Origin of the sequence: Sulfurisphaera ohwakuensis (assembly GCF_009729055.1) — an archaeon.
Classification (GTDB): domain Archaea; phylum Thermoproteota; class Thermoprotei_A; order Sulfolobales; family Sulfolobaceae; genus Sulfurisphaera; species Sulfurisphaera ohwakuensis.
In genome coordinates this window covers 1353523-1373534 of record NZ_CP045484.1, presented here as the reverse complement: position 1 = coordinate 1373534, position 20012 = coordinate 1353523, and the positions used below count along the sequence as shown (strand labels likewise).

Annotated in this window: 21 protein-coding genes, 4 tRNA genes and 1 pseudogene; 13 read left to right on the top strand and 13 right to left on the bottom strand. The window is 31.8% G+C overall.

What is annotated here, in order from left to right; translation table 11 throughout:
• Positions 1-6 precede the first annotated feature (6 nt).
• A tRNA-Arg gene (locus D1869_RS07645) sits at positions 7-105 on the top strand.
• A gap of 35 nt (positions 106-140) precedes the next feature.
• A complete protein-coding gene (locus tag D1869_RS07640) occupies positions 141-494 on the top strand; it encodes a hypothetical protein (protein WP_052846554.1) in 354 nt (117 codons plus the stop codon).
• 7 nt (positions 495-501) lie between these two features.
• Here D1869_RS07640 and D1869_RS07635 read toward each other — a convergent pair whose 3' ends face one another.
• Positions 502-942 (bottom strand): hypothetical protein, encoded by a 441-nt coding sequence (locus D1869_RS07635; protein ID WP_156014587.1) that lies wholly within the window; start codon positions 940-942, stop codon positions 502-504.
• A 914-nt stretch (positions 943-1856) separates the two neighbouring features.
• Here D1869_RS07635 and D1869_RS07630 point away from each other — a divergent pair.
• Positions 1857-3260 carry a hypothetical protein gene (locus D1869_RS07630; RefSeq protein ID WP_156014586.1) on the top strand — a complete coding sequence of 468 codons (1404 nt, stop codon included), beginning with the start codon at positions 1857-1859 and terminating at the stop codon, positions 3258-3260.
• Between the two features lie 504 nt (positions 3261-3764).
• Here the strand turns inward: D1869_RS07630 and D1869_RS07625 are convergent.
• The 3 genes from D1869_RS07625 to D1869_RS07615 form a co-directional block, all read right to left on the bottom strand.
• Positions 3765-3986, bottom strand: a complete 222-nt coding sequence (locus D1869_RS07625; protein ID WP_156014585.1) for a hypothetical protein — start codon at positions 3984-3986, stop codon at positions 3765-3767.
• Positions 3979-4140 (bottom strand): hypothetical protein, encoded by a 162-nt coding sequence (locus tag D1869_RS07620; protein WP_156014584.1) that lies wholly within the window; start codon positions 4138-4140, stop codon positions 3979-3981. The genes D1869_RS07625 and D1869_RS07620 overlap by 8 nt, the downstream gene beginning before the upstream one ends.
• 464 nt (positions 4141-4604) lie before the next feature.
• Positions 4605-4677 (bottom strand) — tRNA-Gln (locus tag D1869_RS07615).
• Positions 4678-4808: 131 nt separating this feature from the next.
• On the opposite strand from D1869_RS07615, the gene D1869_RS07610 reads away from it, so the two are divergent.
• Genes D1869_RS07610 through D1869_RS07595 form a run of 4 tightly spaced genes read left to right on the top strand, consistent with a single transcriptional unit; the run spans position 4809 to position 8281 of the window.
• Positions 4809-5564, top strand: a complete 756-nt coding sequence (locus D1869_RS07610; RefSeq protein WP_156014583.1) for a hypothetical protein — start codon at positions 4809-4811, stop codon at positions 5562-5564.
• 47 nt (positions 5565-5611) lie between these two features.
• Positions 5612-6859, top strand: a complete 1248-nt coding sequence (locus tag D1869_RS07605; RefSeq protein WP_010979397.1) for a phosphoglycerate kinase — start codon at positions 5612-5614, stop codon at positions 6857-6859.
• Positions 6846-7877, top strand: coding sequence for a phosphorylating glyceraldehyde-3-phosphate dehydrogenase (locus D1869_RS07600; protein ID WP_156014582.1), 1032 nt, complete (start codon positions 6846-6848; stop codon positions 7875-7877). Before D1869_RS07605 ends, D1869_RS07600 begins: the two co-directional genes overlap by 14 nt.
• Positions 7874-8281: a universal stress protein gene (locus D1869_RS07595; protein WP_010979395.1), complete on the top strand. Its 408-nt coding sequence runs from the start codon at positions 7874-7876 to the stop codon at positions 8279-8281. Before D1869_RS07600 ends, D1869_RS07595 begins: the two co-directional genes overlap by 4 nt.
• On the opposite strand, the gene glyA is transcribed toward D1869_RS07595, so the two are convergent.
• The 6 genes from glyA to speD form a co-directional block, all read right to left on the bottom strand.
• Positions 8274-9575 (bottom strand): serine hydroxymethyltransferase, encoded by a 1302-nt coding sequence (gene glyA, locus D1869_RS07590; protein ID WP_156014581.1) that lies wholly within the window; start codon positions 9573-9575, stop codon positions 8274-8276. The genes D1869_RS07595 and glyA overlap by 8 nt on opposite strands.
• Before the next feature lie 26 nt (positions 9576-9601).
• A complete protein-coding gene (hmgA, locus tag D1869_RS07585; protein ID WP_156014580.1) occupies positions 9602-10837 on the bottom strand; it encodes a hydroxymethylglutaryl-CoA reductase (NADPH) in 1236 nt (411 codons plus the stop codon).
• Entirely contained in the window at positions 10821-11228 is a 408-nt protein-coding gene (locus D1869_RS07580) for a Zn-ribbon domain-containing OB-fold protein (protein ID WP_052846952.1), read from the bottom strand. Before D1869_RS07580 ends, hmgA begins: the two co-directional genes overlap by 17 nt.
• An 8-nt stretch (positions 11229-11236) precedes the next feature.
• Positions 11237-12328, bottom strand: coding sequence for a thiolase family protein (locus tag D1869_RS07575; RefSeq protein WP_156014579.1), 1092 nt, complete (start codon positions 12326-12328; stop codon positions 11237-11239).
• Entirely contained in the window at positions 12328-13374 is a 1047-nt protein-coding gene (locus D1869_RS07570; protein WP_156014578.1) for a hydroxymethylglutaryl-CoA synthase, read from the bottom strand. Before D1869_RS07570 ends, D1869_RS07575 begins: the two co-directional genes overlap by 1 nt.
• A gap of 151 nt (positions 13375-13525) precedes the next feature.
• Entirely contained in the window at positions 13526-13912 is a 387-nt protein-coding gene (gene speD, locus D1869_RS07565) for an adenosylmethionine decarboxylase (protein WP_156014577.1), read from the bottom strand.
• A gap of 114 nt (positions 13913-14026) precedes the next feature.
• Between speD and D1869_RS07560 the strand changes: the two genes are divergently transcribed.
• From D1869_RS07560 to D1869_RS07550, 3 genes and pseudogenes are all read left to right on the top strand, one after another.
• On the top strand, positions 14027-14869 hold the full coding sequence (locus D1869_RS07560) for a hypothetical protein (protein ID WP_156014576.1): 843 nt from the start codon (positions 14027-14029) through the stop codon (positions 14867-14869).
• 46 nt (positions 14870-14915) lie between these two features.
• Positions 14916-15003, top strand: a tRNA-Met gene (locus D1869_RS07555).
• Between the two features lie 587 nt (positions 15004-15590).
• Positions 15591-16297: pseudogene (locus D1869_RS07550) on the top strand (helix-turn-helix domain-containing protein).
• A 445-nt stretch (positions 16298-16742) separates the two neighbouring features.
• Here D1869_RS07550 and D1869_RS07545 read toward each other — a convergent pair.
• The 3 genes from D1869_RS07545 to D1869_RS07535 form a co-directional block, all read right to left on the bottom strand.
• Positions 16743-17060, bottom strand: coding sequence for a clan AA aspartic protease (locus tag D1869_RS07545; protein WP_156014575.1), 318 nt, complete (start codon positions 17058-17060; stop codon positions 16743-16745).
• A complete protein-coding gene (locus D1869_RS07540; protein WP_156014574.1) occupies positions 17057-17443 on the bottom strand; it encodes a hypothetical protein in 387 nt (128 codons plus the stop codon). The genes D1869_RS07545 and D1869_RS07540 overlap by 4 nt, the downstream gene beginning before the upstream one ends.
• A 463-nt stretch (positions 17444-17906) precedes the next feature.
• A tRNA-Leu gene (locus tag D1869_RS07535) sits at positions 17907-18003 on the bottom strand.
• An 83-nt stretch (positions 18004-18086) separates the two neighbouring features.
• On the opposite strand from D1869_RS07535, the gene rpiA reads away from it, so the two are divergent.
• The 3 genes from rpiA (at position 18087) to D1869_RS07520 (ending at position 19849) form a co-directional block, all read left to right on the top strand.
• Positions 18087-18746 (top strand): ribose 5-phosphate isomerase A, encoded by a 660-nt coding sequence (gene rpiA / locus D1869_RS07530; RefSeq protein WP_156014573.1) that lies wholly within the window; start codon positions 18087-18089, stop codon positions 18744-18746.
• 528 nt (positions 18747-19274) lie between these two features.
• Positions 19275-19535, top strand: coding sequence for a hypothetical protein (locus tag D1869_RS07525; RefSeq protein WP_010979325.1), 261 nt, complete (start codon positions 19275-19277; stop codon positions 19533-19535).
• 107 nt (positions 19536-19642) lie between these two features.
• Positions 19643-19849: a type II toxin-antitoxin system VapC family toxin gene (locus tag D1869_RS07520; RefSeq protein ID WP_156014572.1), complete on the top strand. Its 207-nt coding sequence runs from the start codon at positions 19643-19645 to the stop codon at positions 19847-19849.
• The last annotated feature ends 163 nt before the right edge of the window (positions 19850-20012 follow it).

The following is a 20012-nucleotide window of genomic DNA, read 5'->3' as shown; positions in this document are numbered from 1 at the left end:
TATAGCGGACCCGTAGCTCAGCCAGGACAGAGCGCCGGCCTCCTATTTTGGCCGGTATATAAAGAAGACAGCCGGTGGTCCCGGGTTCAAATCCCGGCGGGTCCGCTATATATTTAAGTTCAAAAGCAGATTATTCTTTTGTGTTAAATGAACTATTAGATATAATTCATGACCTGAATGAAGATAGAATAATAGAAGCAGCCAATAAAACATTACAATTAATCAAGGATAAAGATGAGGAAGATATTATAAAAATAGCCGCAGAAATAGAAAAGGAAATAAGAGCTATAAAAGAGGATGATGAAATATATTATATAGTTAAACCGGAAACATTGGAAGAACTAAAAAGAATTAACCAGGAATTGAAAGATGTAAGAATGAGAAAAATAAAAGTATTGATAAAGGATATATTAAAGAGATTAAGCAATAATAATGTTATTATAGTTGAAGCATTAAAACCTAAAACAGAAATCAGGCCACATACTTACATTTGAGCACATCTTACGAATCTCCCAATATCACTCTAGCTAAATGTTTTCCAATAAATATTTCTGGTGTTAACTCTTCTAATACTTTATTTCCACCAATTAACTTATCTAAAAGAGTAGCTCTGTATGCAAGAAAAGAATAAATAAATAATTTCCTTTCTTTTAATTCAAATGAAATTAAATATTTAAAATTGTCACCTAAAATTCTATATTTTACTATTCTATCATATATAAAAGGACCTTCTAATTTTCCAATCAAACTTCTTTTAAGAACTAGACCAGTAATATCTTTTTTAAAGGGCAAAATAAAAATCACCTTATTATCACCAGCTATGTTAAACAATAACCTAGGATTTGTAAGCAGCTCTATAATTGAAATAGGGTCTTTTATTTCTAATATTTCTGAAAACGTAAAAACTTGCCATTTTGATTCACGGTTCTTAGTTATTATCATCTTGCTTATATATCAATTATAAAATATATAAAGCTTGAAATATCAATATTAACAACAAAAAGTAAAAATAAGAATAGATTTCCTTAGTGTAGCAAAGTTTAAATAGAAACTTAATGAATGAAAGACTATTATCTCTCCACATGATTATATTAACAAAAAAGAACTTCATGAACTAAGTGAAAGAATTATTATGTATATCATACTATGAGATAAATTTAGTTTATTTATATAAAAATCTTAAAATAAAGCAAAAGGTAATCAGATTAATGTTCATGTCAAGATCATAAATGACAAACACATTGCTCTAACATTATACGGCTTAACTAAGATTTAATTCCTAGAACATAGAAATTTTCATAATATTTACTATAAAATATCATTTAACTAATGTTTAATCCAACAAAGTATTTACAATTTATTAAGAATAAATTCACAACATAAATTAACTTCCGATGCTCACTAATATCAATGCTAAACTAGAGCTTTATGACTAGACAAGCCAATTAACATTTAGATAATTCACAGTATTTTCTCGTTATTAAAACTAATATTAATTCACTTTATTTAGCAGATTTCATTAATATAGAAGATTAAAATATTTATTTTATGAATAAATTTTTCAATATAATTCTTAGTTCTATATCTGTTACCGAAGTACATCTGACTAAAAAGAGCTATAATCAAATTAATGTTACGCCAAGATGTAGCGATTTCCTAATAACTACTACTTATTTCACAACTTATTATAATCTTGAACTCTATCTTTTTATACCTTCTTTGGTTTTTATTCAGGTATAATACTATTTATAGATTCTTTAATTATATGAATGTATATCTCTATGTTAATCTTTATATTAAATATATTAATTAACATTTTGGAATAGATTTAAATATTTAAAATGATAGAATAAAATATGGCAGTCGAAACAGCACCCTCCTTAAGCTCCTTAGGCGGAATATTAGGAGGAATCATAGGCGGAGAAATAATACTAGATCAACAACAAGCTAATTGCGTAATAGAAAACCTAAAAAGATACAACTCATTACAAACAACACAAAGATACGAGATTTACCCCGCAATAGCCTCAAGTAGAAGAGTATTAAAAGAAGCCTCAAACTCTCCAGAAAAAATCTTCAGACAAGGAATACTCATAAAAACAACAGATACAGGAGATTGGTATTACATAGGCGGAATCTCCCCATACTGGTCCCCAGACCAACTAATAGTCTACCAAGGAGGATCACAAGCAACATCACCAGGAAAACTAAATAGAAAAACAATCGACGACATAGCAGACAAAGGACTAGGAGCAATACCACTAATCAAAACAAAAACACCACCAACATGGTACAACCCACCACTATTCAAAGACTGCCAAGGAACATTTAACATCTTCTGGAACTACCTAGCAGAATTCCAAGGAGGCATACTAACAATATTTACCAACGCACCACAGATACTACTATATACACAACAATTACTGGATTTTAGAAAAGCTAGTTTAACATATTCATCTGGGGGTAGTTATTATCTTTCTATAGCTGCTAGGAATGATGTAATGCGTCCTGCCTCAGATACATATCCTTACATCTACTTTGCTTTTGGTACTAACCCAGTGGTAGCAAAGAGTCAAGGATTGGAAATCTACCCCGGTTTTACATTTGATACTGTGACTAAAGAGGTCTTATCAAATTGTAGCGAAATAATGTCTAGGGGTTATTGTTCTTCAAGTTTCCTAGATTACATTAAGTTTAATGATATTGGTGCCCCAGTTTATGCTGTGTTACCTTGTGGTACATCTTGCTCCCAGTTCGGTTTAGCCGGGTTAATTCTCGATATTTCTCAAATAACAATTAAGGGAATACAACTAGTTTATCTGAGAATTGCTCAGCCTCCTTCTGACTTAACTACTACTGCTATAATTGAGTGGGCTAAGATGATGAACGTTTATGATTCACTAAATAGTCTCATGGGTGCGAGTAAGAAGTTTAAGAAGGCTGTCTCTGATCTTTTTGTTGCGTTTCCGCAGTTTATTGCCACTGCTGCTGCACTCATTGTGGATTGGGTTGAGGTTTCTTATGATGATGGTTTAAAAGAGGCTGAGGAGAAGGCTAAGGAGTTGAAGGAGATGTATGACAAGGTTGTTGATGAACTGGCTGGTAAGTCCCCATCAATAACCAATAGGTACGTTTACAATCAGTGGTGGGAGTATAAGACTAGAGTAGAGGAGTGTGCTAAAGAAATAATACTAAACAACCCAGATATAACATATGAAGAACTATTAAATGAAGTAGACCAGTGTGCAATGTTAGAGTAAATTGCTCTAATAAAGCTCTTGAATTATTAACTACAATCCTGTTTTCTTAACTTTTTAGCTAAATATCATCAGATGAGAATACCATGCTAAGTCCTTAAGAGAGAATTTTACAAGTTACAATACGTTAAAGAATAAGTAAGATACATGACTTAAAATTCAGGTATAAGGCATACAAAGATTTTATGTCAGTAATATTTTAGAAAATTTAAAGAGCTCAATACTACTTCTAAAAACAATAATTAAAGTTCAAAATATTACTCGTATTCTAACAAGTTAAATCTATATTATATTCGTACTTAATTACAGTAATATTCTGTTAGATTTGCTCAAATGAATTAATTTTCAAAAATGGAAAAAGATGTTTTATTTTAACAAAAACACAACAAATAAGGATTGATTAAAAAGAAAAGATCAGTAACAGTCTTTGATTAAACGTAATGCTCAACTAAGATAATCCTAATATAAATCGTCATAATCCCTTAGAATTTAATTACATTTTTAACTTCAATGTTTGCTACTAAATCTTTTAAATAAATAGGCTATTACATTAGTTACACAAGCAATTACCAAACCTACTCCAACTCCTCTAAAGTATATATTGCCTTTAAGATATCCGATTAAAATAAATATAATGCTTAAAAATAGCTCGAGCAATATTAATGCTATAAGTAGATTCTCCTCCAAAATTCTTCTTCTCCATTCTGATAAAATCGATTTCTTAGTCATTTGCATCCTCTCCTATCTTCTTTAAGTAATTGTTTTCTACATATTTATCGAATACTAAAGCTATAGTACTTAATATAAAGAAAATAACTGCAGCTAATTTAGAATATTTTACTATTAATGCCCCTATTGCTGTTATAATTATTACATGCAACACTATGTTTATTATATGTCTTTTCCATAAATATTTCTTTTTTAAAGCAGTTTAATATATAATTTTTTCCATAGTTAGAGCATGTATACGGTTTAACCATAATAAATTATTTAACTTTCCCTTGGTTTTTCAAACGTATATAAGAGGCGTTATATGCTAAACCTTTAATAACCTAAGTTTGCAAATGTGGGAGTGTTAGAGTAATTCCTTCTTTGTAGAAGATAGTTAATTTAATTGGTTTGCAAACTAGTGAAAATATTATACTCGAAGTAATAATGCGCGTAAATAAACTAAGAAGAAAGATTAGGACATATAAATATAATTTATAATGAAGATAAAGATATAACTACAAGTAATTATTAAATTAGTTTAATGCAGTTTTCTTTTACTGATTGAAAGTATACTAAGAGTATTATCAGTTATAGTCTAAAAGTCCTAGGAGTAAGAATAATTTTTTTATAAAAAGGTAGCCGGGCTGGGATTTGAACCCAGGTCCGAGGGGCCAAAGCCCTCGATCCTTGACCACTAGACGACCCGGCTAATAATAATATTAGAAAGTAGATTTAAAAAGTGAATGGCTTTCTTTTATTACAAAAGCATCTTTAAAAGTCATTAGTTTATTATGAACCTTTAAATCTTACCTATCAAAAAATATTAAGAGGTTAGTTGTTTTGATAATGAAGTTTTTTAAACGGAAGGACGATGATAACTCTATAACAGTTACTGATGATTTTGGGGAATGGTTAATTATAAGAAAGAACTCTAACGCATCGTTGATTAAGAGTATAATAGAAAGAACAATGAAGAAACTGAAGGTCAAGGATTGGAACCTTAGTTTATTATATTACGTTGAGGATGAAAAAATTAAGGGATTATTCTCTGTAAAAGGTATGCTAACTTTCTCAGAACACATTAGAGAGTTAGATTTTTACAATGCACTTAAGAACGTAACTTCTGATTACTTGACCTTAGGTGAGGTAAGATTAAGTAGATTAAGAGCTTGCAACACTACTTTTCTTTTCTTTTCAACTGATATGTTAATAAAGAAGCAGTCAAAGATAGATGAGGATTATATTAAGATGCTCTTACCTCCTAGGGGAGCTTATGGATATGAAATACCTTATGCTATGAAAGATCTATTCATCAAGATGACTGAAAGAACCTTAGAAACTAGTTGTCATTCTGTTTCTTTAACACTAAATAATGGAAGCTTTGAATCTATTTATCAATGCAGGGCTTTTAGGGAAATTGATACAGAAATATTAAAAGATACATTTTCATATTTTTCAGTAGAGCAGCCTAACGTTACTTTGAAAACTACCTCTCCGAGAAATGTAGAAATTCAAGTAAATATTCCAAAATTTAAGACTAAATATTTAATACCACTATTATGGGGTAATATATTAGCGTCTAATATTGTTTGCTAAAATACTACTTATTTATATACCTTTTTTCTAATCTTAAACATGAGATTATGATAAAAGTGGCTGATCTTAATATTCCTGTTATAGAAGATTTCGACATAAATGGGAGAAAAGTTTTACTAAGAATAGATATAAATTCGCCCGTAGACCGAAAAACTGGAAAATTATTAGATGATTCCAGAATTAAAGCCCATGCTGAAACAATTAGAGAGCTGCTCGATAAGCAAAATTCTGTAGTAATAATTTCCCACCAAGGTAGACCAGGAGATGATGATTTTATTTCTTTAGAAGAACACTCTAAAATCCTATCTAAATATGTTGGTAGGGAAATTGAGTTCGTCGATGATGTTATAGGTCCTTATGCTAGAGAAAAAATATCTAAACTAGGTAAAGGAGAAGCCATCTTATTAGAGAATGTTAGAATTGTATCTGAAGAATTAATAGAGGCTCCTCCACAACAGCAATCTAAAACTTTTTTAGTAAGAAAATTAGCCCCATTAGTTGATTTTTACATTAACGATGCTTTCGCAACAGCACATAGAAGTCAGCCAAGTCTAGTAGGATTTCCTTTAGTAAAACCCTCAGCTGCAGGAAGAATAATGGAGAAAGAAGTTTCTGCATTATCTAAGATATTTAACAAGGAAGACTCTCCAAAAATATTTGTTTTGGGAGGAAGTAAGGTTAGTGATACATTAAAGATAATTGAACACCTAGCAAAAAATAGAGTTGCTGATAGAATATTAACTGGCGGTTTAGTAGCAGAACTATTTGCTGTTGCGAAAGGTATAAATTTAGGTAAGCCTAATATGCAAGTTTTAGAGAATAAGGGCCTTCTGAGCCTAATTCCGAGAGCTAGAAAAATCTTGCTATCTGGTGCACCTATAGAAATCCCTGTTGACTTTACAGTGGAAAAACCTAGTGGAGAATTAAGCAATGATCCGGAGAATAATGTGAGTGGTATTATAAAAGATATAGGGAATACTACCATTGAAATTTATTCCTCTTTTATTAAGGAAGGCAAAGTCATTACATTAAGAGGACCTATGGGAGTTATTGAAGATGAAAGATTCAGAATTGGTACTAAAAGCTTACTGAAAGCCTCTATTGAAAGCCCGGGATATGTAATTATTGGTGGCGGTCATATGATAAGTATGCTTGATAAAGACGTAGAAATAAATCCAAATAAAATTCATGTATCTACAGGAGGAGGAGCGTTGCTTTTATTTTTAGCTGGTGATAAGTTACCGGCATTAGAAGCTTTACATATGTCATGGGTGATGCAAAGTGGAAAAAGTTAAAGTAGCTGTAAATGGTTACGGGACTATTGGAAAAAGAGTAGCTGATGCGATAAGATTACAACCAGACATGGAATTAATAGGAGTTGGTAAAACATCACCAAATTATGAGGCAATAATTGCCGATAAAAAAGGCATAAAGATATACACAGTAAAGGATAATCTTGGTAAATTCGAAAAGTCTGGAATCAGAGTTGCAGGCACCATTGAAGATATGGTAAAAGAGGCTGATATAGTAGTAGATACTACTCCAAACGGAGTTGGAGCAACATATAAACCTTTATATCAAAGTCTCGGAAAGAACGCCTTATTTCAAGGCGGGGAAAAAGCTGACGTGGCAGATATATCATTCTCTGCTTTATGTAACTATGATGAGGCTAAAGGCAAAAAATATATCAGAGTTGTCTCATGCAACACAACTGGGATGCTAAGAATAATATGTACGATGAATAAGATTAGTAAAGTTGAAAAAGTTAGAGCTACAATAGTGAGAAGAGCTGCTGACCCGAAAGAGGTTAAGAGAGGCCCTATAAACTCTATTGTTCCAGATCCAGCAAGTGTACCTAGTCATCATGCTAAAGATGTTCTTACTGTAATAAAAGGAATTGATATAGTTACAATGGCTGTTATTGCTCCCACAACTTTAATGCATCTACACACAATGGTTTTAACAGTGAAAAATAAGGTTAACAGAGACGACATCATTAACACTTTCCTTAATACTCCTAGAATAATCTTGGTTAATTCCTCACGTACAACAGTTTCTTCTACTGCTGAAATTATTGAAGTTTCAAGAGATATGGGCAGAGTTAGATATGATATCCCAGAAGTTGTTGTATTTGAAGATTCTATCTATACTAATGGAAATGAAGTATTCTTAATGTATGGCGTTCATCAAGAGTCTATAGTAGTCCCAGAGAATATTGATGCTATTAGGGCTTCCCTTGGACTTATGGGAAAAGAGGAATCAATTAAAGTTACAAATGATACTTTAGGAATTATGAAAGGGTATCTATTATGACTGAGCCTACATATACCGTAAGTTTCTGGTTAAGAAAAATTTTAGTTCCGATAGACGGTTCAGAAAATAGCTTTAGAGCCCTAGATTTAGCTATAGACTTTGCCATGAGATATGGTTCTCAAATCTCAGTTATTCATGTATGTGAAGAGTGTAATGAACAAGCGATAAAAGAAAAAGTAGAAAAAAGAGTTAATGGAAGGGTAGATTATGAGTTTAAAATAATAAAATACTCAAGTAAAGAAAGTAGCATAAGTAATGAAATATTAAGATTTTTATCAGAAAATTCTTATGATGCAGTTATACTAGGTGCTAGAGGGCTATCAATAAATAGTGATATAAATATTGGCTCAATTGCTTTATCTATTTCAGTAAATGCACCAACAACAGTTATATTAGTTAGATAAGTAATGGTAGCATTTTTCCATTAGAATACTTTGATAAATCGACGCTGAATGTGTATTTGACCTCTAAATAATTCTTTCTAAATTCAATTACTTTTTTCTTTACTTCATTTGGATCTTTACCATCAATTGCCACTTCTCTCATTAGCTTTGCTATTTCTCTCATTTCTTCTTCTTTCATACCAAACCTGGTCATTTCTTGTACTCCTAACCTTATACCACTAGGATCTTTTACAGCACTAGGTGGATCATAAGGTAATAAGTTTTTATTAGTTATTATGTTAGCATCTTCGAGCAATTTAGCTATTTTAGCACCTCCACCTAAATTTCTAACATCCAGCACTACTTGATGACTCTGAGTATAACCTAAATGTTCTCCTATAACCTTAAAACCTTCAGCTGCTAATGCTTCAGCAAAAGCCTTTGCATTTTTAGTTATTTGCTTTGCGTAATCCTCACCAAAATATTTCATTTCAAGAGCAGTAACAGCAGTTGCTGGTAATCTATGTAAATGATGATTACTAACAAACCAAGGAAATATTGTGTCAGCAACTTTCTTAAATATTTCTTCTTCATTTGAAAATACAGCACCACCTTGAGGTCCAGGGAAAGTTTTATGCGTTGAAGAAGTCATAATATCTGCTCCTTCTTCTAATGGGTTATGCCACGCTTTTCCAGTTATTAAACCATAAACATGAGCAGCATCATAAACTACTTTTGCTCCAACAGCATGTGCATGAGGGACTAATTCTTTAACTGGATGAGGAAATAAATATAAACTTCCTCCCATCACAATAAATTTAGGCTTAATCTGTTCAATCATTTTTATAGCTTTATCTACATCTACATTCATTTTATCAGCATCATAAGGAAGCTCAATATGTTCTATACCTAAAGCTCCCAATGTGCCAAATTTAGTATGACTTACATGGGCCCCAGCTTGAACTGGAGCAATTAATGCCTTTTCACCAGGGTTAGCTAGTACTCTAAACACAGCAGCATTTGCTATAGTCCCACTAGTAGCTCGTAAATCACAGAATTTAGTATTAGTAATTTCATTCATTAATTGCATAGCTAATGTTTCAACTTCATCAACATATTTTGTTCCTTGATAATATCTTTTATATGGCTTACCTTCTGCATATCTTGACATAAAGTCACTCATATAAACCGTTTCAGCTAAAGGGCTCATTACGTTTTCAGAAGCTATTAAATTTATTACCTCTGTTCTTCTCCATCTATTTTGTTCTCTTGTTAGCTCAATTACTTTTTCAAGCTCTTTAGGAATTTGACTCATATGGTTAAGTTATTTTTTCATAACTTTTAAACTTTGGCCCCTCTGCCTAACCTTAAATGGGCTTTACCTAATTCCTTATTCGCCAATGCTGCAAGTAAATTCAGTTCTCCCGCAAGAACAGTAGATGCTACAATTTCTGCAAATTTTCTTGCATTACTTCCAGGAGGATTACCTGGCCCATATACCCCCATAATTGACAAAGCTTCCCTTTGAGTTGGTAATCTAGTACCCCCACCTATAGTACCAACTTCTAACGACGTTAAAGTCACAGAAATGTATAATCCATTATCTCGTATTTCAGTCCATGTATACCCAGAACTGCTTTCAACGACTTGAGCTACATCTTGCCCAGTGGCTATAAAAATAGCTGTAACAATATTAGCAAAATGAGCGTTAAACTGAAACATTGTACCAGCCCTAGCTCCGCCTAACCAATTTTTCCTTAAATTAACTTCATGAATTAAAGCTGAATCAGATTTTAGCACGTTCTTAATCACATTATTTGGAATTAATGCCTCTGCGACTACAGTCTTACCTCTACCATGCAGAGAATTTACTTGAGATTGTTTCTTATCACTACACATATTACCACTTACCGCCAAACATACAGCCCTTCCAAATTCTCTCTCAATAAACTCACATGCTTTCTCAGTAGCTACAGTAACCATGTTCATACCCATTGCATCACCCGTTTCAAAAACAAATCTAAGCCATACATTATTACCTAAAACGTATGGTTCTATGTTCATTAGCTTACCATGTGAAGTAGTGCTCTCTGCAATCTCTTTTATCTTTGAAAAATTATCCTTTATCCATTTTAGAAAATCAGCAACATCTTCTATGCTACTAAGTTTAAAAACTGGTGCTCTAGTCATTCCATCAAAAATTAACTTTACTCTTGCACCTCCACTTTTAGTTATAGCTTTTGCACCCCTATTTACACTGGCTATTAACGCACCTTCAGTAGTTGCTAGGGGAACATAAAAATCTCCTTTAGCATAATCGCCATTTACTCTTAAAGGACCTATAACGCCTACTGGTATCTGAATTCCACCTATAACGTTTTCTGCGTTTCTATTTTTTATCTCAGCATAATCAAGAATTGTTGATCCAATAGAAGGAAGTTTAGTATTTGTTAGTTTTTCTATAACTAATCTTCTAGCTACCATTGCAGCATTTGCTTCTAAAAAATTATCTATCTCATGAAGCTCTATCTCACCTTTAAGAACCTTATTAACTACCTCATCAATTATCTCTTGCATTATCTATCACTCTAAATTTAATACCGTACTGTATTAAACCATTATTAGAATCAGCAGTAATTCTCCTTAAAACAGCTTCAACCTCAGCACCTTCTTTAATGTTATCAGTATCAGTAAGAGGGGCTAAAATCCTAACTCCTTCATCTAATTCTATTAATCCTACAGCCATAGGTAAAGCCTTTTCATACCCCTCACGTGACTGATAAGATATTGTGTATTCAATTAGTTTTCCGTGACCTCTTGAAACAATTTTCTTCACGTTAGTCGAACCGCATGAAGTACATAATTGCTGATAAGGATACATTATATTTCCGCATTTTTCACACTTGCCTAAAACAATTGAATATAAAGTTTCTTTTAACCTCCAATTTCTTGGAGGACTAATTTTCACTTTTAACTTCACCTCTTTAAAATTGAAATATAAGAAGATGTGATTAAATCATCTGCCGAAATAACTACCCCACTTTCACCTATAGCTTTCTTTCCAGGAAATTCGCCTCTAAGCTGCATAACAACCTCAGCTAGCTGATAAATAGCTGTAGCTCCTCCAGGATAACCCCTAGCTTTTAGACCACCACTATAGTTTATCTGATAAGAATCCAGTTCTAGTAATGATTTACCCTTTTCTCCCAGACCTAATTCTTCTAACTCTAAAGCAGCCAATATGCTATAAGAATCGTGAATTTCTATGATATCATTCTTATTAGGAGCATATTTAAGTTCATTTAGAGCTAATCTTATAGAAGGTAAACTTAAATCATATATATACTCGTATATTGCTCCATGAACATTTGCTAAATATACTGGAGTATCTGTGTACTTCTTTGCTACTTCATCATCAGTTAATAATATAATACCAGCTCCATCAGCTCTTGCAGCAGTATCAAATATTCTTAAAGGTTCAGAGACTAATTGAGATGAAGTAATAGTTTTAAGATCTGTCTTGAACCTCAAATATGCGAACGGATTTTCTACTGCATTATCATGCATCTTTAATGGCCAGTTTGCAAAATATTCATATGGAACATTATATTTTTTCATATAAAGTTTAGCTAAAATAGCTGCATATGAATGCGGAGTTAATCCTAAATGATATTCATGATCGTGAAGCAAATTCATAGCTAAAACATCATTAAGCTGTTTTGAAGCTAGATCTGAAAATTTATCAACTCCAATTAGAAGTACTGATTTTGCTAACCCAGATTTTATAAGAGAATAAGCAGTATAAATGGAAGGTCCTCCATTATCTCCATTTTCTATTCTAAATGTTCTTACCCCTTTAAATCCAAGAGAAGATGAGAGTTTTACAGCTGATAAAGAAGATTTTCCAATACTCTCAGCATAACCACTTGAGACTATAACTACATCTGGTTTTATGTAATCTTTTACCTTAGTTTCTATTTGCTTATAAGCCTCTATAACTAAATCTTTTTCAGAATATTCGTAATAGCGATCAATCTTTATGAAAGAAACTTCAGCTATTGAAACCATTACTCATACACCTTGTATTTGTTTGTTGTCTTTGCATAAACAGAGTATGAAATTACTTTCTTATTATTAATGTAATCTTCAACTCTTGGCGCAAGTTTTTGCCTCTCTTCTATTTTATCTGTAACTAAGATACTAAATGCATCACTTCCAGCACCACTTCCAAAAGGAGCAACTAATATTCTTTGTCCAGGCTTAGCAATATCTAAAACCTTTGCTAAACCTAATAATGCTGACGCATTATAAGGATTTCCTATATACGGGGACACTAATCCTTCTTTGACTTTCTCTAATGGGGCGCCTAGCTTTTTAGCAACTTGCAATGGGAATTTGCCATTAGGTTGATGAAATACAAAATAATCAAAATCAGATATTGAATACCCGCCCTCTTTAAGTAGAAGTTGAACAGCAGATATAATATGGGCAAAATAAGCTGGTTCACCAGTAAATGCCTCACCATGAAGCGGATAAGGCATCCCGTCTCTTCTCCAAAAATCTGGTGTATCAGTTGTATATGAAGTAGCATATTCTACTATTGCTGAAGATTCATTAGCTGGACCAACTATATATGCTACTGAAGCGGCAGCAGAACTTAATTCTAACACATCCCCGGGATTAGATTGGGCTACATCGCTGCCTATTACTAAACCATATTTTATTCTATTTGCTTCAACCATACCAGACAATAACCTTAAACCAACAGATGCAGCTCTACAAGCAAATTCTAAATCTGCACTTAAAGTCTCATGAGAGAGGCCTAAAGAATCAATAATTATTGTAGAAGTAGGTTTAACTGCATAAACTTTAGATTCAGAACCAAATAACACAGCTTTGATTTCAGAAGGGTCAATCTTTGCTCTCATTAAGGCATTTCTTGCTGCTTCCCATGCCATTGTTGTTGAATCTTCATCGTAAGAAGGAACAGCTTTTTCTGTTAAACCCAAACTTTTTACAACACCTTCATCATATCCCCATAGTTTAGCTATTTCTAAGACATTTAATCTATAACGAGGAACATATGCTCCCCATCCTACTATTCCAGAATTCATCGGCTATTATAAGGACATTTTTAAATAAAAAGAGTTTCTACACTTGTCTATGAATTCATAGACTATTGTCGAATATAAGTTTAAAAAAGGAAATAAGAAAAAGACGGAAGAATGATGAAAAAACAAAAAATGATTTGATGATTTACTCAGCTCACTCTGAACTTCTATCAGCATAAAACATTTGGTACCGTTTTGGTTTAAGTTGAGATACAATATATTCAAAAGCAGCTTGAGGATTACTATTTTCTCCGCAAGTATATACATCTAGAGTAGCGTAATTATATTCTGTCCATGTATGAAGAGCTATATGGCTCTCTTCCACTAATGCTATAACTGAAACCCCACCTTTTTTCCCACCGAAATTCCATGACTTTATTTCAACTAACTTCATGTTGGCTATTTTTACAGCTTCTAATACTAAATTATGTAAAAAATCTTTATCATTTAAAACTTTTGGATCTATATCATATAGATTTCCAAAAACATGTTTACCTATTATTCTATCTGTATTAACTAGAGAAATTAGTTGAGAGCTCATTTCTTTTCCTAAGGCCCTCCAATTAGCCCTTAAATATATTATGATTAATAAAGTAATCTGTCCTAATTAGCCTTTGAATTAAACTCAAATACTACTAACAAGAATTACCTCATAATGAAAGGTATATATATTCTTGGCATAGTAATAATATTATTAATTGTAATTGGAGCATTATTTTATTATGAAAACATAAAATTTGATATAAACGTAGTACCGTATAGTCTAACATATGAAAGTGCATACCCTGGACATTTCATACTAAAGTTAGAAATAAACACGATAAACTACGGAATCTTACCTATGACCGTATCAGCATCAATAATTCTAGGCGTTTCTCTACATGCAAATTCATCAATTACTGGATCTCTTAAACAATATACAAATACTACATCGATAAGTGTAGGACCGTCAAGTAAGAGTAAATCAATAGTGACTTTTATCCTGCCCGGAAATGTACAATTTATATCATATATATACATACAAGCATCAGGATATTATAACTATCATTATACTAATCAATCAACAACAGAACTTATCACTCAGATAGATCAGATGATAGAAAATGTTTATAAGATAGACGGGTTACCAATAACAACTATAATGGCGTCAACAAATATTAGTTTAATAAAATCAGCTCAACCATTATATTATCCAGTACCATATAACATAACATATTTCTCTAATTCCACTTACTATGAAAATATTTACCTTATTATGAATCCATCTAACTTTAATATAAAGCCTGGAACTTATAAGATTGAAGTATATACAAATAATACTAAGACTTACAGTACAAGTATACAAATACCGTATGAATATAACGAATTGCTACTTCCAATAGTAACAACACCTTTACTTAAATATCCTAACTCGTCTTACTTAATAAAAGTAAATATATTAATTGAAGGCGTATCATCATATTATGTTTCAGCTACAATGATTATAGGAACTTCATAAGTTAATGGAATTAAACTTTATAAGCATTCACACGATTATTTTTATTGCCGCCGTAGCTCAGCCTGGTTAGAGCGCCGGACTCATACGGTTCTGGGGACATCCGGTTGTCCGGGGTTCAAATCCCCGCGGCGGCACTAAATAGAGTGAATCATTTACCTTACTTTTCCTATAACTACAATTTTTTCCCTGGTCAGAAAGAATTACGACCTACAGTTATTTTTATAAAAAACGAATTAGGGTCTAAGGAATAATAATTCTTAATGTCTATTAAAAATTGTTTACTATATACGGTATTAGTATTACTGACAATTTAAATTTTATGACATAATAACTGTCTATTTATGATAACTTTTTAGGATTATTGAGAGTTTAAAAAAAGCCGTTTAAGCTAAATTTAATTGAAGAAATATGAGGAGAACATTTAAAGTTAATATTGTAGGATTGACATTCATTACATTATTCCTTATTTCACTTTTTCCCTATCCAGTCTTCTTAAACCATTTAGTTCTAGCAAGTGATACCAACTCATTAAATAATACTACTATCAGTTATTTACACTTATATGTAATCAATGGAGAGAATATTAGCCAAGAAGGAATTAAAAATATTTCGATTAAATTTGTACTAAATGCATCTAATTATACTATATTATATAATTTATCTAAGACCAGTTGAGTGTGGAGATAGTGTCGTCATTAGGGTATAAATTCTTGTATTACTTATGGGTAGGAAGCCTGTATTTAGGCAAGACTTAACTTGTCCTTCTTGTGGTAGTCATCATGTTGTTAAGTGTGGTTGGGTAGGCAGAAGTATGGGGATTGTGGTAAGCGTTTTTTGGGTGATGCTTCTAATCATAAGAGGGTTAGGGAGTTGGCTTTGAGGATGTATTCTAATGGTATGAGTATGAGGGCTATTTCTAGGGTTCTTAACGTACCTTTGGGTACTGTGTTTACTTGGGTTAAGCGTTATGGTGGGAGGAAGTATGAGAAGCTAGTTGACTTATGGAATAAGGCTAAAGAGTTTGTTAAGGGTAAGGTTGTTACTAAGGTTGTTGATGAGATGTGGACGTACTTGTACAGAAACACTAGGGCTTTCTACAAGTGGGTCTTCACTTGTTACGTTTTCACGGGTCTTGGACTCTACCCAATTTACTCTGTTGGTGATAGGGATGAGAATACTTTCAGTGAGATTAAAATGTACTTACCGGATGAGGGTAGGTGGGTGAGTGATGATTACAACTTTTGGTTAAAGGATCACACGGTAGTCTCACCCGTTAACCCCAACGAGGCACTTCATTCCTCACTAAGGGATAGGCTTATACGTTTCAAGAGGGCAACAAAGGCAGTGAATAGGAGCATAAGCATGATGAAGTATTCTATAGCCCTAGTCTTATGGGAGAGAAGGCTAATCCCAGAATTTATACCCTAATGACGACACTATCTCCACACTCAATATTACTAGAATTAAATTTAAGCTTAATGCCTTTTTGTCTAAATTTAAGAATGTGAAGTTCAGTAATACATCTTTCTATCATACTTATATAGAAGGTATGAAAGACCCGACTTCTGCTTGCTATTAATTATCTCGTAAAAACAAGATAATATTATTATGCAAGAATATCAAGAATATTCAGTAAAATTATTTTATATAACTTTTAACTCCATAAAATTATTTTCGAGATGATAAAATTGAGGTCTAAGTAGAATATAAAAAAGATTATTTAGGTGTCCCTTCTTATCTTGTCTACTGCTATGAAACGAGACAGTAGAGTTTACATTATTAACGTAATTTGCATAGATTTTTTTACCTTAAAAACAATTATAAATAGAAAATTAATTTATGTAATTTAACTTTAAAAATCAATAATTCTAATCTAAGGATCTAAAATTGTAAAATTTTTGTAATCTAATAAAATTCCAGCTTTTATTAATGCTCCTTCACCTACTATATTGTCTTCTAGTTCTGGGATCCATAAGGCTCTGCATAATATTTGCCTTCCTAAAATATCTATGCTAACTACCTTTTGCAAGGCTGAAAAACAAAGGTCTTTAGCAACACAAACTTCTCCTCCGTCTGACGGTTTTGTACGTATTTTGTCGAAAATTTCTGTTTTGACTATTAAATCTCCGTTAAATCCTGTATCTACTAAAAACCAGTCCTCTATGTTCCCTATCATAATTTTAATTCTCATTTCATATAGAGTTGTGCAGGAGGAATTATTCTAATTTTCTTACCTTCTTTCATTTTCTCTTTAACAAAATTATATGCATCTTCTTCACTGTTAAAAACACCTAGAATGTTGCCTATATCGTCTATGACATAAAAGCTTCTATCGTCAATTAATATTCTTATTTTTTCTCCATCTCTTGATTTTAAAAATTCATACGCATCGCTTAATTCTCTAAATTCTCTTATTACATTACCCTTCTCGTCTACAGCAAAAAACTTCTCATGCTGAATTTTTAAGTGAACTTTCTTACCTTCTTTCATTTTCTCTTTAACAAAATTATATGCATCTTCTTCATTACTGAAAGTTGCTAAAATATTACCATCGTTATCTATGACTAGTATCATAAAATAAAATTTGTGTAGATGGTAAAAAACTCTCGCATTTAGCTTACCTAATCTTTCTTCTTAATCAAAGACAGTTATCAGGATAAAAATAACTCTATCTAAATACTGTATATCTTGAATCCATTTTACAAGAATAATTTCATTTAATACAGAAAATTTTATAATCAGAGAAAAGTTAATGTAGGTCATAGTGCTAAAATTCGCAATATAAATTTATTAAATCGCCTTTCTTTATAAGTAGCATAAATATTGAATTAACATATTACTATGTGTAAAAAATTCATAGAAATAGTTGAATGGCGATACCATCTCCACACTCACACATAAAAAGAGGAAGGATTTAACAGAGTAATATCAGATAAGGAAAGATAAGAGAAGGTATTATCTCATCAAATGAAGGTAAAAGAAATGATCAATAGCAGGATCTTTAGACAAAATTATAGAATTTTACGTAAAAACATAATGCGGGGGGTGGGCTTCGAACCCACGCAGGCCTACGCCAGCGGATATCCCCCTTGGGTCTTGAGTCCGCCCCCTTTGACCAGCTCGGGCACCCCCGCTCTAGTTTATAAATTTTGTACAATAGCTTAAATAGGTTTTCTTCATCCTAAACCTTTTATTCAACATATCAATAGTTCTTCTCATGGACCCAAAAGAAGTAGTAGCTCGCTTTATTGTTGATAAATTAAAGGAGTATAAACTAATAGGCTTAGGAACAGGTAAAACAGTAAAGAAACTAATAGAAGTTTTAAGTGAAGAAGGTCTTTTAAAGGAAAAGATATTTGTGGCAAGCTCAATAGATACGGAGTTAGAGATTAGCAAGAGAGAAGGAATGGTAATCACTTTATATTCTGGTTTAAGACCTCAAGTATATATAGATAGTTTTGATTTCGTGACTTCTGACAAGATTATGATTAAAGGTGGAGGAGCCGCTTTGCTTAGAGAAAAAATGTTATATACATTCTCTAAAGAAAAGATATTTATTGGTGAAGAGTCAAAACTTAAGGATTTAAAAGAGTATTCTGTTCCTGTTGAGGTTGTACCGGTAGGAGTATCATATGTTATTTCAGCTTTTAAAGAAAGGGGTTATGAGGCAAAAATAAGAGAGGGAAATGGTAAAATTGGTCCCATAATCTCAGATAATGGGAATATAATTTTAGATGTTATTGTAAAGAGGGAAAATTTATGTGATTTTGAAAGATTGGTAAAAGAAATTCCTGCAATAATTGAAAGCGGTATATTTTGCAAAAAAGATTATGAAATTTACTTGGCTAACGAAAATGGAAGGATTAGTATTTTGTGATTTTTTAGTAGTAATCATACATAAATGAATAGTGCCGTTATTAGGTTATTTTATCTGAGAAGTAAGAAGGATCGCAATCTATATAGATTTATAGTGCTGAGTACTAATGAGAATTATAATTTTCTCACATAGAATTAGAATAATTATACTAATAAATAATTGATTATATATCATAATGTCAATCTAATCCGTAATATAACATTAGTTTACCGAATTACCAAATAAGGAATCAATTATTTAATTTCATATTAACAAAATAAAATGAGTTCATAATTGACACCAAATTGCCCTATTAGTCCAATAATTTTCTATTCAAAATAATCGATCTAAAGAAAAATAATGTTAAAACTAAATTTTTGTATTTGACTTATCAATAATTTATAACGTGGTGTCACTATAACCACATTCCAATAATTGAAATCAGCTTTTTTATCTGGATCTTTACTCCTTAAATCGATGAACTATACTTTCAAAAGTGTTAACTAGTTGTCAATAAGGATATATACGCGTATATACAAATAATATTTTATGAAAACTATAACTGTAAAAGTACCAGACGAGCTTTATAATAGAATGAGGAGACATAAGGAGATAAATTGGAGTGAGATTATTAGAAATGCAATTAAAGCTGAATTAGATAAGATAGAAAATGTAAGTACAGGTAGTGAAATTATAGAGAGGCTTAAAAAATTAGGAGTGGAAGAAAAGGACCTAATTGTAGAACCTCCTCAAGGTGAAGAAGAATTTCAGAAAGAACTAAAGAGAAAATCTATGATACAAATGTTCTGATTGAGATCTATAAAAATAGGACTTTACAAGATAAGTTAGACTTTATTATTACAAGTATTTTAAACGTAATTGAATATCCTCCTATACTCAATCTTAGGAACAAGCTTTTGGTTGTATATCCTACTAAAGAAGATTATGAGTTCGCACTTAAGATTATGGTCAAGCTAAGGAAGATAGGAAATCCTGTTAATGTTGTTGATATAATATTAGCGTCAATTGCGATAAATCATAATATGATAGTAGTAACAAATGATAGAGACTTTGAGCTAATTAAGAAAGTTGAAGATAAGCTGGAAATACAAGTTAACCCTTAAATATTTATCCGAGAGATACCTTACTTTTAATTACTTATAATTCAGCCACGTGTATCATTCTTAATCAAATCAATAAATAAAAAGAATTTTATCTACTAATAAGAAAATAAACTAATTATAAAGAAATCTAGTATAACTTTCAAGATTTACTAAAATAAAAATT

Excerpts from the sequence above, each read along its gene's own strand:
- D1869_RS07570 (WP_156014578.1), bottom strand. The coding sequence starts at position 13,374 with ATGAATTCTGGAATAGTAGGATGGGGAGCATATGTTCCTCGTTATAGA.
- D1869_RS07605 (WP_010979397.1), top strand. The coding sequence starts at position 5,612 with ATGATAAAAGTGGCTGATCTTAATATTCCTGTTATAGAAGATTTCGAC.
- speD (WP_156014577.1), bottom strand. The coding sequence starts at position 13,912 with ATGAGCTCTCAACTAATTTCTCTAGTTAATACAGATAGAATAATAGGT.
- D1869_RS07540 (WP_156014574.1), bottom strand. The coding sequence starts at position 17,443 with ATGATACTAGTCATAGATAACGATGGTAATATTTTAGCAACTTTCAGT.
- glyA (WP_156014581.1), bottom strand. The coding sequence starts at position 9,575 with ATGAGTCAAATTCCTAAAGAGCTTGAAAAAGTAATTGAGCTAACAAGA.
- D1869_RS07545 (WP_156014575.1), bottom strand. The coding sequence starts at position 17,060 with ATGAGAATTAAAATTATGATAGGGAACATAGAGGACTGGTTTTTAGTA.
- D1869_RS07595 (WP_010979395.1), top strand. The coding sequence starts at position 7,874 with ATGACTGAGCCTACATATACCGTAAGTTTCTGGTTAAGAAAAATTTTA.
- D1869_RS07525 (WP_010979325.1), top strand. The coding sequence starts at position 19,275 with ATGAAAACTATAACTGTAAAAGTACCAGACGAGCTTTATAATAGAATG.
- D1869_RS07625 (WP_156014585.1), bottom strand. The coding sequence starts at position 3,986 with ATGACTAAGAAATCGATTTTATCAGAATGGAGAAGAAGAATTTTGGAG.
- D1869_RS07575 (WP_156014579.1), bottom strand. The coding sequence starts at position 12,328 with ATGGTTTCAATAGCTGAAGTTTCTTTCATAAAGATTGATCGCTATTAC.
- rpiA (WP_156014573.1), top strand. The coding sequence starts at position 18,087 with ATGGACCCAAAAGAAGTAGTAGCTCGCTTTATTGTTGATAAATTAAAG.
- D1869_RS07560 (WP_156014576.1), top strand. The coding sequence starts at position 14,027 with ATGAAAGGTATATATATTCTTGGCATAGTAATAATATTATTAATTGTA.
- D1869_RS07630 (WP_156014586.1), top strand. The coding sequence starts at position 1,857 with ATGGCAGTCGAAACAGCACCCTCCTTAAGCTCCTTAGGCGGAATATTA.
- hmgA (WP_156014580.1), bottom strand. The coding sequence starts at position 10,837 with ATGCAAGAGATAATTGATGAGGTAGTTAATAAGGTTCTTAAAGGTGAG.
- D1869_RS07635 (WP_156014587.1), bottom strand. The coding sequence starts at position 942 with ATGATAATAACTAAGAACCGTGAATCAAAATGGCAAGTTTTTACGTTT.